This is a genomic window from [Mannheimia] succiniciproducens MBEL55E (assembly GCF_000007745.1).
GTDB lineage: Bacteria > Pseudomonadota > Gammaproteobacteria > Enterobacterales > Pasteurellaceae > Basfia > Basfia succiniciproducens.
Window position 1 is genome coordinate 793,348 of sequence record NC_006300.1, and the last position, 14,738, is coordinate 808,085.

13 protein-coding genes are annotated in these 14,738 nt (G+C 41.0%); 10 read left to right on the top strand and 3 right to left on the bottom strand.

What is annotated here, in order from left to right; all coding sequences use genetic code 11:
- Positions 1 to 31 precede the first annotated feature (31 nt).
- From proQ to MS_RS11095, 7 genes are all read left to right on the top strand, one after another.
- Entirely contained in the window at positions 32 to 688 is a 657-nt protein-coding gene (proQ, locus tag MS_RS03785) for an RNA chaperone ProQ (RefSeq protein ID WP_041639632.1), read from the top strand.
- 97 nt (positions 689 to 785) lie between these two features.
- Positions 786 to 2,942: a carboxy terminal-processing peptidase gene (gene prc, locus MS_RS03790; protein WP_011200000.1), complete on the top strand. Its 2,157-nt coding sequence runs from the start codon at positions 786 to 788 to the stop codon at positions 2,940 to 2,942.
- Positions 2,943 to 3,016: 74 nt separating this feature from the next.
- Positions 3,017 to 4,477 carry a L,D-transpeptidase family protein gene (locus tag MS_RS03795; protein ID WP_011200001.1) on the top strand — a complete coding sequence of 487 codons (1,461 nt, stop codon included), beginning with the start codon at positions 3,017 to 3,019 and terminating at the stop codon, positions 4,475 to 4,477.
- A gap of 128 nt (positions 4,478 to 4,605) precedes the next feature.
- Positions 4,606 to 5,166: a YcbK family protein gene (locus MS_RS03800; RefSeq protein ID WP_041639633.1), complete on the top strand. Its 561-nt coding sequence runs from the start codon at positions 4,606 to 4,608 to the stop codon at positions 5,164 to 5,166.
- A gap of 119 nt (positions 5,167 to 5,285) precedes the next feature.
- Entirely contained in the window at positions 5,286 to 5,915 is a 630-nt protein-coding gene (locus MS_RS03805) for an MBL fold metallo-hydrolase (RefSeq protein WP_011200003.1), read from the top strand.
- A 169-nt stretch (positions 5,916 to 6,084) separates the two neighbouring features.
- On the top strand, positions 6,085 to 6,303 hold the full coding sequence (locus MS_RS11090) for a hypothetical protein (RefSeq protein ID WP_011200004.1): 219 nt from the start codon (positions 6,085 to 6,087) through the stop codon (positions 6,301 to 6,303).
- A gap of 74 nt (positions 6,304 to 6,377) precedes the next feature.
- Complete coding sequence (locus tag MS_RS11095; RefSeq protein WP_226977688.1) at positions 6,378 to 6,635, top strand: ComEA family DNA-binding protein; 258 nt, start codon at positions 6,378 to 6,380, stop codon at positions 6,633 to 6,635.
- Positions 6,636 to 6,738: 103 nt separating this feature from the next.
- Here the strand turns inward: MS_RS11095 and ddc are convergent, their stop codons facing one another.
- The 3 genes from ddc to MS_RS03830 all read right to left on the bottom strand — a co-directional run bounded on the left by ddc (position 6,739) and on the right by MS_RS03830 (position 10,622).
- Positions 6,739 to 8,274: an L-2,4-diaminobutyrate decarboxylase gene (gene ddc / locus MS_RS03820; protein WP_041639635.1), complete on the bottom strand. Its 1,536-nt coding sequence runs from the start codon at positions 8,272 to 8,274 to the stop codon at positions 6,739 to 6,741.
- A 125-nt stretch (positions 8,275 to 8,399) separates the two neighbouring features.
- Complete coding sequence (locus MS_RS03825; RefSeq protein WP_011200008.1) at positions 8,400 to 9,764, bottom strand: diaminobutyrate--2-oxoglutarate transaminase; 1,365 nt, start codon at positions 9,762 to 9,764, stop codon at positions 8,400 to 8,402.
- A gap of 393 nt (positions 9,765 to 10,157) precedes the next feature.
- Positions 10,158 to 10,622 carry a LexA family protein gene (locus MS_RS03830; RefSeq protein ID WP_011200010.1) on the bottom strand — a complete coding sequence of 155 codons (465 nt, stop codon included), beginning with the start codon at positions 10,620 to 10,622 and terminating at the stop codon, positions 10,158 to 10,160.
- A gap of 278 nt (positions 10,623 to 10,900) precedes the next feature.
- Here MS_RS03830 and sstT point away from each other — a divergent pair, with 278 nt between their 5' ends.
- From sstT to MS_RS03845, 3 genes are all read left to right on the top strand, one after another.
- Positions 10,901 to 12,142 carry a serine/threonine transporter SstT gene (sstT, locus tag MS_RS03835; protein ID WP_011200011.1) on the top strand — a complete coding sequence of 414 codons (1,242 nt, stop codon included), beginning with the start codon at positions 10,901 to 10,903 and terminating at the stop codon, positions 12,140 to 12,142.
- Between the two features lie 138 nt (positions 12,143 to 12,280).
- Entirely contained in the window at positions 12,281 to 13,750 is a 1,470-nt protein-coding gene (modF, locus tag MS_RS03840) for a molybdate ABC transporter ATP-binding protein ModF (RefSeq protein WP_011200012.1), read from the top strand.
- A 61-nt stretch (positions 13,751 to 13,811) separates the two neighbouring features.
- Positions 13,812 to 14,732 (top strand): SPFH domain-containing protein, encoded by a 921-nt coding sequence (locus MS_RS03845; RefSeq protein ID WP_011200013.1) that lies wholly within the window; start codon positions 13,812 to 13,814, stop codon positions 14,730 to 14,732.
- Positions 14,733 to 14,738: the final 6 nt, after the last annotated feature.

Consider the following 14,738-nt stretch of genomic DNA (forward strand, 5'->3'; position numbering starts at 1 on the left):
CATAACATGTTGTGTTCAGGATAGAAAACAAATGACAGAAATTCAAACAGACGTACAAGCTGAATCGCAAAAACTAACCAATAATAAAGAGATTATTGCGTATTTGGCAGAAAAATTTCCTCTATGTTTCTCAGTGGAAGGTGAAGCTAAACCGCTTAAAATCGGGCTTTTTCAGGATTTGGCGGAAGCGTTAAAAGATGACGAACGAGTGAGCAAAACGCAACTTCGTCACGCATTACGTCAATATACGTCAAACTGGCGCTATTTACACGGTTGCCGCTTAGGGGCCGAGCGTGTAGATTTGCAAGGCAATCCTGCCGGCGTGTTAGAGCAAGAACATGTAGAACATGCGCAGCAACAATTAGCGGAAGCAAAAGCGAAATTTGCAGAAAAACGTGCGGCTGAAAAAGCGGCAAATACAAAGCAGGTTAAAAAACGTCCGGCGCGTAAACCGTCGGATAAAGCGATGAAGGCAACACGTAAACCGGCAAACGATAAAGTGCGTAAAGCAAAAGTCGAATTAAAGGAAATTGATTTTGCCACTTTACAAAAAGGCAGCCAAGTTAAAGTCAAAGTAGGCGATTCGGCAAAACAGGCGGTTGTATTAGATGTTATTAAAGATAACGCCCGGGTTGAATTAGATAACGGCCTTGTATTGACGGTAGCAACCGATCGTTTATTTGCATAATAATTTCCAATTTGCGCCGCTTAGATTAACGGGCGGCACAGTCAATACATCCGTAAGTATTCTTATGTGATGTTTTTTCTTTATTAGGAAAGTCTAAATGAAGTTGAATAAATCTAAAACTTATCTGGCAACTTTAGTCGTGAGCGCGGTAATCGGTATGAGCGGAAACGCATTTGCCGTGCATCCGACTTTAAAAGCAAGTGATATTGTTATTCCACAACCAACAGAGGAAAACGGATTAGCAACTAAGCGCGCGACGACAAGATTAACGCAATCCCATTATCGCAAATTCCAGCTTGACGATGAATTTTCTCACAAGATCTTCGCTCGTTATTTGGATTTTCTGGATTATAGCCATAATTTATTTATTAAATCCGATATTGACGAATTGCAGGCTAAATATGCGGCGTTACTTGATGACGAACTGAATGAAGGAAAATTGGATATTGCCTTTGCTATGTATGACTTAATGGCAAAACGTCGTTATGAACGCTATGAATATGCGTTGTCTTTACTTGATAAAGAACCGAGCTTAAAAGATGATGATCAAATTGAAATTGATCGTAAAAAAGCTGCATGGCCGGCAAGCGTAGAAGAGGCGAATAAGCTTTGGGCGGCTCGGGTCAAAAATGACATTATTGACTTAAAATTAAAAGACAAAAAATGGTCGGAAATTAAGAAAACCTTAACCAAACGGTATAATTTAGCGATTCGTCGTTTGACTCAAACCAATGCGGATGATATTACGCAATTATTTTTGAATGCTTTTGCCCGCGAAATTGATCCTCATACCAGTTATTTAGCGCCGCGCACGGCTAAAAGTTTCAATGAAAGTATGAATCTTTCGTTGGAAGGTATCGGTGCGACATTACAGCAGGAAGATGACGTTACTACAATTAAATCTTTAGTACCGGGCGCGCCGGCGGAACGCAGTAAAAGAATTAAAGCCGGCGATAAAATTATCGGTGTAGGTCAGGCAAAAGGCGAGATTGAAGATGTTGTCGGTTGGCGTTTGGAAGACGTGGTCGATAAAATCAAAGGCAAGAAAGGCTCGAAGGTTCGGTTGGAAATTGAGCCGGCAAAAGGCGGTAAAAGTAAAATTATTACCTTGGTACGGGATAAAGTGCGTATTGAGGATAGCGCCGCAAAATTAACCGTTGAAAAAGTTAACGGTCAAAATGTTGCGGTAATTAAAATTCCGACTTTTTATATCGGCTTAACTGCGGATGTGCGTAAATTATTGGAACAGATGAAGGCGAAAAAAGCGACTTCATTAATTATTGATTTACGTGAAAACGGTGGTGGCGCTTTAACGGAAGCGGTGGAATTAAGCGGATTGTTTATCAGTGACGGTCCGGTTGTTCAGGTTCGCGATGCTTATAATCGTATCCGTGTGCATGAAGATCCGGATAACGCACAGGTTTACACCGGTCCACTCTTAGTGATGACAAACCGTTTCAGTGCATCGGCATCGGAAATTTTCTCCGCTGCTATGCAGGATTATAACCGTGGTATTATTATTGGTCAGGATACGTTCGGTAAAGGTACGGTTCAACAAAGTCGTTCGCTGAATTTCGTGTATGACCTAGATCAGGAACCGTTGGGTTTTATTCAATATACGATCCAAAAATTCTATCGTATCAATGGCGGCAGTACTCAATTGAAGGGAGTTACAGCGGATATTAATTTCCCGGCAATTATTGATACTAAAGAAAACGGTGAGGAAAAAGAAGATAATGCTTTACCTTGGGATAAAATTCCGGCGGCAACTTATTCACAAGTCAGCCATGCAAGGGATGCGGTAGAGGTACTCAAGTCTAAACACTTAGATCGTATTTCTAAGGATCCTGAATTTATTGCCTTAGCGGAGGATTTAAAAATTCGGGACGAGCGTAGCGAGCGTAAGTATTTATCGTTGAATTACGAAAAACGTAAAGCGGAAAATGATAAAGATGATGCCCGTCGTTTGAAAGCGTTAAATGAGCGTTTTGCCCGTGAAGGTAAAAAAGCCTTAAAAGATATTAATGATTTAGCGAAAGATTATGAAGCGCCGGATTTCTTCCTGAAAGAAGCGGAAAAAATGGCATCGGATTTGGCTAAATTTGAAACTGATAAGGAATCAATACAGGCTAAGGCTATGTCGTTAGAAAACAAAGCGGATACAAAGGATGTGAAAGCCGAAAGTAAAAAAACTGCGGAAGTGAAAACGGAGACAGTGAAGTCAAAGGAAGACGTTAGACCGGAAACTAAATAATTTAGATCATTATGGGGATGTATTAAACATCCCTATATATTAATGATCTGTCGTGATCTATTTAAGGAACTCTAATGTACGGAAAATCGACATTTAAACTAGCGCAATTAGCTATTTTAATTTCAGGTTTATGTTCAAGTTGTGCTATTTCTGATTATGTAAGCCCGCATTCGTCCAATAAAGAAAGTATTGATGTTGATCTTGCAAATCAGCAGATCGAGCAGGAAAAAATGGCCGAAGATGCCAGAATTTCAGCTGAGAAGCAGCGGCAGGCGGAAGCTAAATTAACCGAAATTATAGGTGAGCGTGATTTGCAGTTTAAGTCTGCAGTGGCGAAAATTTATGCCGATAACGAATACGCTTTGCTTTGGCAGGATAAGGATGCGGAAAAGAAATTTTTAAGAGAATATGCTGCAATGGTTGCAAGCGGAATTTCCGTTCGTTCCGCCAGATCTCTAGAGGCGATCAGCGCTACGAATGCCGGGGATAATCCGGTATATGATATTTTATTAACCGATGCGTTTTTAGATTATATGTATTATGCGAAAAACGTCTTTAATTCGGCACAAAACTGGCTTTATACAATAAACGGCTACAAGCCGGCCAAGCCTGGCGAAACGGACGTTGAAGAATGGTTAAGTGCGGTCAAAAACGGGCAAAATTTTGCTTATGTCAATTCTTTAACCACGAATAATTCAATTTATCAGCAAACTATTGATAAGATTGGCAGTTCTGACTTTGACGACGATAAATCCGTGAATTCGGCAATATTATACAAATTAGCGCTGAATGCACAGCGTTTACGGGTTATTCCAAATTTTAGTAACGGGATTTTTGTCAATATTCCGAGTTATCAGTTGAATTATTATCGTGATAACCAGTTAATATTAAATTCCCGTGTCATTGTCGGTAAAAAAGAACGACGTACGCCTGTTATGTATAGTAAATTAAGTAACGTGGTGGTTAATCCGCCTTGGAATGCGCCGACTCGCTTAATTAATGAGGATATTGTGCCTAAAATTAAGAAAAATCCGGGCTATTTGAGTGCGCACGGTTATAGTATTCTTGATAGTAAAGGGAATAAAGTTAATCCAAACAGTATTAACTGGGCGGCTATCGGCAGCAAATTCCCTTACCGTATCCGTCAGGATGCCGGAGATAATAGTGCGTTAGGTCGTTTTAAATTTAATATGCCTAGTTCTGACGCGATTTATTTACATGATACACCAAATCATAACCTGTTTAACAAACAGGATCGTGCATTGAGTTCCGGTTGTGTACGTGTCGAAAAATCCAACCAATTGGCATCCATTTTATTAAAAGAAGCCGGTTGGTCGGAAGATAAAAAACAACGCGTATTGAATAGCAAGAAAACGACATCTGCGCCGATTTATTCCGATAATCCGGTTTATCTGTATTATGTGACGGCTTGGGTGGAAAACGGACAAGTGAATACATTACCGGATATTTACGGTTATGATATCGTTCAGCAACCAAGCTATGTTAATTGGCATACGGTGAAAAAATACCTTTAATATTAACCGCACTTTTCGCTTTTTGACGGAGCGAAAAAAAGTGCGGTCATTTTTTGCTTAATTTGAGAACTTACGTTTACCATTTTTTGTCCAACCGATGTTAGTTATAAACCGAAGAGAAATTGAAGATGAATGAAATTAACCATAACCGTCGTAAATGGTTAGCGCTTGGCGGCATTATTTTAGGCGCAACTATTTTACCTAATTCAGTGTTAGCCGCCGCTTCAACACCTAGTCCCCGTATTTTGCGTTTAAGAAATATTAACACGGGAGAGCGTTTCAGCTCTGAAATAGTAAATGGTAAATTATTATCATCTTCAGCATTAAATCAATTAAATTGGTTATTGCGCGATAGACGCAATAATCATACTTATCGAATGGATCCTAATTTATTTTCCAAACTCTATCAAATTCAAGGCAATTTAGGGTTACGTAATACGGAAATTCAAATTATTTGCGGCTATCGTTCAGCGGCAACAAACTCCGCTATGCATCGCCGTAGTCGCGGTGTGGCAAGTAACAGTTTTCATGTAAAAGGGCAGGCAATCGATTTTCGAATCGACGGCGTTTCTCTAGCCAACGTAAAACGTTCCGCCGAAAGTTTGAGTAACGGGGGCGTAGGTTATTACCCTCGTAGCAATTTTGTGCATGTGGACACCGGTCCGGTAAGAACTTGGTCCGGTAGTTAACGGAATTAAAGGATGTTTAGAATTTCCCTTTATTACGGTATTTTTTAAACTAAGTAACGCTTAACTTCTCCTTTTATTAAAACAGCGCATGAACTATTTCATCCTAGTATAAGTTATATATGAATATTGATATTATCCCCGTAACCTCATTCCAGCAAAATTGTTCATTAATTTGGGATGACAGAAAAAATGCGGCAATTATTGACCCCGGCGGCGAGCCTAAAAAATTAATTGAGAAAATTGAAGAAAACGGATTAGACTTAAAAATGATCCTGTTAACCCACGGGCATTTGGATCATATCGGTGCCGCTCCCGCATTAAAAGCGCATTTTGGCGTTGATATTATCGGTCCCCATGAAGATGATGTTTTTTGGTTTGAAAATTTACCGCAGCAATCCGCTCAATTCGGTCTTTTTGAAGCGAACGCTTTTCTGCCGGATATGTGGTTAAACCGTGAAAATGAAGTTTTAGAAGTGGGTAGCTTAAAATTAGAGGTATTGCATTTACCAGGCCATACTCCCGGACACGTAGGTTTTTTTGAACATCAGAATATTGTTGCTTTTACAGGGGATGTTTTATTCCGCAACAGTATTGGGCGAACAGATTTTCCAGGGGGAAGTTATGATGATCTTATCTCGTCTATTAAAGAAAAATTGTTTCCGCTCGGTGATGACTGGATAATTATTCCGGGGCACGGACCTTACACTACCATAGGTGCGGAGAAAAAAACGAATCCTTATTTGAAATAAAGTACAGAAATTTTATGTAAAAAACTGCATTTTTCAATGTAGTTTTTTTTGTATCTGATTCATCGATAACTTATTAATTTATCAGTGAACTTATTTTTTAATGGCAAGTCTTAAGAAGGACATTAAACTCGCTTTTACCGCAAGGTAAAAATATTATTAAGGATCATGAATGAAAACTTTCAAATCAATGTTAGCACTATGTTTAGCTCTCGGCGTATCAGGTTCGGTATTAGCCGTCGATAACGCAAACCCGTTTGCAACCGTTAAAGACGGAACGAAAATAATGGCAAAAGAGAAAGTCGGCGCAACAAAAAATACCGTGAATGAACAACTTTCCGGCGGTCAAAAGGCTGTGAAGAATTCGGCGGGGATAAAGTCAACGGCGTGAAGGAAAAAACAAAATCAACAAAAAATCAGCTGTCGGAAAGTGCTAAAGAAAGAATGGAGACGGCGAAAAATTCAGTGACATCAACAAAAGATAAAGCCGCTTCAATGAAGCCAACGGTTAAAAATGCGCTGAATTCATCTTCTAAAGTGAATATTAATACCGCTGATGCAAAAACATTGCAGAGTTTAACCGGAATAGGTGAAGTGAAAGCGAAAGCAATTGTCGATTATCGTAAAAAAGTAGGCAAGATTAAAAATGCGTCCGAGTTATCTAATATTGACGGCATTGGTGACGCCACTATTGAAAAAATTACGCCTTATTTAAATTTTTAATTTAATCCAATAGAAAGAATAACCGCACTTGGAGCGCCAAAAAAGCTCAAAAGTGCGGTTAATTTTTTATAAATTTATGCAATCCTACCGGCAATTCGGTGGATTAATCTATCGGCGGAACATAAGTGCCGTTGGCTATGGCATCTTTAATGCGTTCCGCTTCCGCTAACACTAAAGCCAGTAGGGCTTTCACGTTTTCAAGCGTTGCAATCGGGCTTAAGGTGGTCATTTTCAACGATTGTTTATTGCCTACTTTGGTCACGCCAATATTGGCTTCACCTCGGGCAAATAATTCATCGGCGACATTTTGATTTAAGGCGTCGATAAATTCCGCCGGATAACCTTCAGGCGCCACGCGGAATAGTACTGCCGCAAATTGGGTCGGCACCAGCATTTCCAAGCCCTCAGTGGTGCGAATATATTCTTCCACCTGTTTGGTAAGTTTTACACCGTGATCAATCATTGACGCATAGAGATCTTCGCCGAGCGCTTCAAGCGTGAACCATAATTTCAAAGCATCAAAACGACGGGTAGTCTGCAGCGATTTAGAAACCAAGTTCGGCACGCCGTGTTCTTCGTCGTATTCGGAGTTGAGATAGTCCGCTTTATAATCGATAAAACGGTAATTTCTTTCGTCCCTAAGCAAAAACGCCCCGCAGGAAATACTTTGGAAGAAATGCTTATGAAAGTCTAAGGTAATGGAATCCGTTAATTCAATGCCGTCTAACAAATGACGGAAATCTTTTGACAGCAACAACGCACCGCCCCAAGCCGCGTCGACGTGCAACCAGGCTTGATATGCATCCGCCAGTTTACGGATTGCTTTCAAATCGTCAATGGCGCCCGCATCCGTCGTCCCCGCAGTTGCCACGATACAGGCGACGATTTTGCCTTCCGCTTTTAATGTTGCCAATGTTTTTTCCAGTTCAGCCACATCCATTTGCGCATTGGCATTGGTGGGCACGGTAACCACGGATTGGAACCCCATTCCCATCATTGCCATATTTTTTTGCACTGAAAAATGGGCGTTTTCCGAACAGACGACCTTGAGTTTTTTAAGTGCTTCCGCCGGCAAACCGTTTTCTTGTACCGACCATTCCGAGCCATCTTCATTTTTCCAATGATTTGCGACAGCCCAATCCCGGGCAAGTAAGATGCCCATTAAGTTTGATTGAGTACCGCCGGAAGTAAACACACCGGAAGTGCCTTGGCCATAACCCGCTTTTTGGCGCAACCAATCAATTAACTGTTCTTCCATAATGGAACCCGCCGGGCTTTGATCCCAAGAGTCCATGGATTGGTTAGTGGCGTTGATCAACACCTCCGCAATCTGGCTGGCAACCATAGTCGGGCAGTGCAAGTGCGCCAGGGAATGCGGATGATGCACTTTTAAACTTGGGTTCAGGAAAATATCCACTAAGTGATCTAGGGATTGATTTACGCCAACGCCTTGTTTGCTTGGATTAAAGCTGCCGATGGTTTTACGCAATTCCCTGATGGAGCCGCCGGTATACATTTTCTCGTTTTTAAGCCAATTCGAAACCGCTTTTACCGCATTGCTCATTGCCGTTTCATAATCGGCGATGGATTGCGGATCGCTGCAAAAAAGCGATTGTCTGTGTTTTGAAATATCTGCCATGTTTGTCCCGTAAGGTGGGCGTCGTCCCACCTTTTTGCATTGGTTTTATAAAAAAGGCGGGATAACACCCACCCCGCAAGCGATCAAATCGTTAAAAATTTATGCAAAATTGACCGCACTTTTAATTAACCGCGTACCGCTTTAATCGCATCCGTCACGGATTGTTTGAAGCGTTTGATAAACTCTTCACATTCCGCTTGATTAATGTTTATTGCACAAAGTACGCGCACAACATTGCCGTTACGCCCGCCGCGTTCCAGTAATAATTTGTTTTTGAAACAGAATTTTTGGATTGTTGCAGCAAGCTCGCCGTCTTGCGGATAAGCACCAGCGGCATCCTGCGGTTTTCGTTCGTCAACAATATCAATACCCATCATTAAACCGCGACCGCGCACATTACCTATACAAGGAAATTCCTTGCTCAATTCGCGCAATGCCTGAGTTAAGTATTCGCCGCGTTGTTGCGCATTTTGGGCAAGATTTTCTTCACGCATTATTTTAAGCGAAGCATAACCCGTTGCCATGGCTAATTGGTTGCCGCGGAATGTCCCCGTATGACCGGCAGGTTGCCACGCATCAAATTCTTTTTTGATGGCAAGTACCGCTAACGGTAATGAACCGCCAACCGCTTTAGACATTACCACAATATCGGGTTCAATGCCCGCATGTTCAAAGGCAAACATTTTGCCGCTACGGCAAAAACCCGCCTGCACTTCATCGACAATCATTAAAATACCGTGTTTTTGTGTGACTTCGCGGACTTTTTGCAGGAATGAAACCGGTGCCGGCACCACACCTCCTTCACCTTGAATCGCCTCAAGAATTACCGCCGCAGGTTTTACTACGCCGCTTTCTACGTCTTCAATAAAGTTTTCAAAATAGCGTTCCACCGCTTTTGCACCGGCTTCGCCGCCAATACCGAACGGACAGCGATATTCGTGCGGATACGGCATAAATTGTACGCCCGGCATTAGATTTTGTACCGCATTTTTTGCACCGAGATTGCCGGTTAAAGATAATGCGCCGTGTGTCATACCGTGGAAACCACCGGAAAATGCGATTACATTGCCGCGACCCGTATAGGTTTTGGCTAATTTGATTGCCGCTTCGTTAGCATCTGCTCCCGACGGGCCGGTAAATTGCAGAATATATTGATCTTTCGGGAAGAATGACAGTAATTCTTCGGTAAATGCATCTTTTAACGGCGTTGTTAAGTCAAGGGTATGCAACGGCAGACCGCTGTCTAAAACGTCTTTGATGGACTGAATTAAAACCGGGTGGTTATGACCTAAAGCTAATGTTCCTGCACCGGCTAAAAAGTCGAGGTATTCATTGCCTTCAACATCAGTTACCCAACAACCTTGCGCTTTAGCATAAGCAAAAGGGAGTTTACGCGGATAACTGCGAACATTTGATTCCATCGCGTTTTGACGATCTAAGAAATATTGGTTTGAAGCAAGAACTGCTTTTACAGGAGTGGTAATTGTCATTGAATTAAAACCTTCTAAAAAGAGGTGAAAAAAATAAGTCGGGTGCCTTGCGGGAAGCCTAAGCTTTCTGTTTCTTAAAAACAGACGCCATGGGGCATTTGACTCGCTACTTATTAAAAAAAGCGTTTCAGCTTTTTTATTTTCTCAATGAAGAGAGAGGTTTTGCTCAATAAGAAAGTGAGCAAAAAGCCGGCTAATCATACCGACTTTTCATCAAAAGAAAAGCATTTTTTTGTGCTCTATTTCAATTAGACAATTTTTATTATAAAAAAATACAATTGATTATTTAATTACGAGTAATATTTTAAAAAATCACAAAAAATCGACCGCACTTTTTATATTTTTAAGCTTTCCGCCAATGTGTCCGGAAGCCGTTTTGGCCAATTTACAAAGTTATGCGGCAAAACTGATCGTGTTTTTAGGCTTCATTTGATGAATTGTATTGGTCACCGTACCAATAATCGGCAATGTACTCCAATTTGCCGTTCTGATATTGTTTAATTTGGAACTGAGACTCAAAAAGACGAATTCGTTTTTGTCATAAGCAATAAATTCAAAGATTTCCAGTTTTTGGTTCACTTCAATCACGATTAGATCGCCGATAGACAGACTGTCATTTTTCTCCACTACCAGCATATCGCCTTGTTCGATTCCCCAAGCCATCAGATCGGGATTCTGTACGCGAATAAAACAAGTTTGTTGAGGGCGTTTAATGCAATAGAGATTAAGATCTAATTTTTTATGAAAACGGGATCTTGTTTGTTCCGTATCCTCATAAAACGGCATGGGATGATAAGAAAATAAATCGTGGTGTGCAGTTAGAGCTTGATCTTTTGCATGAGCTACATAATTCATCATCTTTTCCTCATAGTTTGGCGAACTGTTTGTTTATACAGGTGTAATATACTGTATAAACAAACAGATGGTCAAATGAATTTTTTATAGAATGTAAGAAAATCTTAAAATAATATTTCTTTTACTAGAAATTTGCGCTAATCTTCTGAAACCATTTTCCTTTTGCCACCTAATGTTAATCGTTTGCTTGTGCCTTTTTGAAGGAATATGTGCGGAAGATCTTAAGATCTTTTATTTAGCAACTCGCAAGTTTCGCTTGCATAACCTAAGTTTATTAATTTATGAATATTTCACGTTTATTTTCATTTTTATTCCATGGAAATCTGGTTAAACGAATTTCTATTGGTTTGCTACTGGGGATTATCTTTGCTTTAGTCAGCCCGTCTTTGGAAAGCGCACTTGGTTTTCACCTTGCGGAAAAAATGGGCTTGCTCGGTCAGATTTTCGTTCGTTCATTGCGTTCCGTTGCGCCTATTTTAGTATTTGTGCTGGTGATTGCCGCCATTGCAAATAAAAAAGTCGGCTCAAAAAGCAATATGAAAGATATTATTTATTTGTATTTAATCGGCACCTTTTTATCCGCATTAACGGCTGTATTTGCAAGTTTCATGTTCCCGACTACCATTGCGTTGGCAACAAATGAAGCCGAATTGTCACCACCGGGCAAAATTACCGAAGTTTTAACCGCACTTATATTTAATGTGGTGGACAACCCGATTACCGCATTATTTAACGCTAACTTTATTGGTATTTTGGCATGGGCGATTGGTCTTGGTATTACCTTGCGTTATGCCTCCGAAACAACGAAAAACGTGATGAATGATTTTGCCGAAGCGGTTTCTAAAATTGTTCATTTCATTATTAGTTTCGCGCCAATCGGGGTATTCGGCTTGGTTGCTTCAACCCTGGCCGATAAAGGGTTAAGCGCATTACTGGATTACGTACAATTATTAGCGGTGTTGGTCGGCTCGATGCTTTTTGTGGCCTTTGTTATCAATCCTATTATTGTATTCTGGAAAATCCGTCGTAACCCTTATCCGTTAGTTTGGGAATGTATCCGTGTAAGCGGCGTAACCGCATTCTTTACTCGCAGCTCTGCGGCAAATATTCCGGTAAATATGGAATTGGCAAAACGTTTGAATCTTGACGAAGAAACCTATTCCGTTTCAATTCCGTTGGGCGCAACTATCAACATGGGCGGTGCGGCTATCACTATTACTGTATTAACCCTTGCGGCGGTATTTACTTTAGGTATTGAAGTATCAATTCCAACGGCGATTTTATTAAGCCTAGTCGCGAGTATTTGTGCTTGCGGCGCTTCAGGTGTTGCCGGCGGCTCATTATTGTTAATTCCGTTAGCTTGTAGCTTGTTTGGTATTTCAAATGATATCGCGGCTCAGGTTATCGGTGTCGGTTTTATCATCGGCGTATTACAGGATTCAACCGAAACGGCATTGAACTCCTCAACGGACGTTTTATTTACCGCTGCCGCTTGTATGTCCGAAGAACGTAAAAATAGTTAAGCGTTTTCGCCCGTAACTATTGTTTAACGACTAAAGCTCTTTCTTTATGAACGAAGAAAGGGCTTTATTTCATTTGCGGGCTGATGAATAATGAAAAGATAAGAATATAAAAAATGGATATAAGGAAGAAACTGAATCATGAGTAAGTTGGCTATGCGGAATGCGCAATTCGAGCTGCACCAAAATAATTTATTAAGTATACCGCACTTTGAAATTCATTCTTGTGATTTCTGGGTTGTTATGGGTTATAACGGCAGCGGCAAAACGGCATTTTCTTTGGCGTTGGAAAAGAAACTTTCTTTATACAACGGAGAATATCAAAATCAGTTTGACAGCATCAGTTTGCTCTCTTTTGAGAAACAACAGAAAATTCTGGAGCAGACATTTAAAGACTTAAATAATGATGAGGCGCCCGATGATTTCGGTAAAACCGCTCGTGAAATTATTTTAAACGGTACGGATAAAAATAATTTATGTGAATTTTATGCGCAGTATTTGCATATTGAAAAATTATTAGACCGTCCTTTTACCAAGCTTTCAACGGGTGAAAGCCGTAAGGTGTTATTAGCGCAGGCATTGGTCAGTGAGCCTGATTTGTTAATTTTAGATGATCCGTTTGAAGGCTTAGATCGGCAATCCGTGCAGGATTGGCTCAAATTACTTGAATCGTTAAAAGGCAAATTGGCATTAGTTTTGATTGTAAATCGGTTTTCCGACATTCCAAGTATAGCGGATTTTGTGGCGATTTTAGATAATAAGCAAATGATTTTAGCGGGCAAACGGCAGGATATTGAAGGGCAAAGCGTTTACCAACAGTTGAAATATGCCGAAGATGCCGAAGATGTGCCGCTACCAGGCAGCGCCTCACCGTTAATCCGCTTGCCGGAAGGGCAGAATCCTTTTGAATTGAAAAATGTGACTATTCAATATGGCGATAAAGTTATTTTGAATAACTTAAACTGGACGGTAAAAGCAAAACAGAATTGGTGGATTAAAGGCCCTAATGGTGCGGGAAAATCCACCTTGCTTTCAATTATCACCGGCGATCATCCGCAGGCTTTTGCCAATCATGTGGTTTTGTTCGGTAAGCGGCGAGGCAGCGGCGAAACCCTGTGGGATATTAAACAGAAAATCGGTTATGTCAGCAGTCAGCTTCATATGGATTACCGGGTAAACAGTACCGCGATTGATGTGATTATTTCGGGTTTCTTTGATAGTATCGGAGTATACCGGCAGGTTCCCGACGCTTTACGTATCAAAGCGATGCAATGGTTGTCCCGTTTAAATATGGATTCGCTCGCCAAGAAACCTTTTCGTTCCCTTTCCTGGGGGCAACAACGTTTATTATTGATTACCAGAGCGATGGTGAAGCATCCGCCGGTTTTAATCCTTGACGAACCGCTGCAAGGGCTGGACGGCATAAACCGTAAATTGGTTAAAAGTTTTATTGAACAGTTGGTCTCAAACAGTGAAACCCAATTACTGTTTGTTTCCCATCAAGATCAGGACGCGCCGAATTGCATTACCCATTTATTTGAGTTTATACCGCAGGAAGAAGGCTATTGCTATCAACAAAAAACATTGGAATCTGCGGATATTATGGAATAATGTAAAAAATTGGTAAATTTTTACCGCACTTTTATTTAGAGTAACTAAAAGGAGAGAAAAAATGGATATTATGGAAGGTTTCCCGATTACCGTAATAGTGTTTATCGTATTGATTTTATTTGTCGTTTCCTCGGCATTAAAAACAGTACCACAAGGTTATAACTGGACGATTGAACGTTTCGGTCGTTATATTAAAACCCTAAGTCCGGGGCTGAATTTTATTGTACCTTTTATTGATCGGGTCGGACGAAAAATCAACATGATGGAACAGGTGCTGGATATTCCGTCACAGGAAGTTATTTCAAAAGATAACGCCAACGTGTCCATTGATGCGGTTTGCTTTGTGCAGGTTATTGACGCCCGCAGCGCAGCCTATGAGGTAAATCATTTGGAACAAGCAATTGTGAACCTGGTGATGACCAACATTCGTACTGTGTTAGGTTCGATGGAACTGGACGAAATGCTGTCGCAACGGGATAACATTAATGGCAGATTGCTGTCTATCGTTGATGAAGCCACCAATCCTTGGGGGGTAAAAGTTACCCGGATTGAAATCCGTGACGTTCGTCCGCCTCGCGAACTAAGCGAAGCCATGAATGCGCAGATGAAAGCCGAACGTAATAAACGTGCGGAAATTTTAGAAGCGGAAGGCGTTCGTCAGGCGCAGATTTTACGTGCGGAAGGAGAAAAACAATCCCGTATTCTTCGTGCGGAAGGTGAAAAACAAGAAGCTATTTTGCAGGCGGAAGCCCGAGAACGTGCGGCGCAGGCCGAGGCAAAAGCCACCCAAATGGTATCCGATGCGATTGTTAACGGCGATACCAAAGCGATTAATTACTTTATCGCACAAAAATATACCGAAGCATTGAAGGATATCGGCGGCTCGAATAACAGTAAAGTAGTGTTAATGCCGTTGGAAGCGGGGAATTTAATCGGTTCTGTCGCCGGTATTGCGGAATTACTAAAAGATGTGAAAAAGTAACCCTGA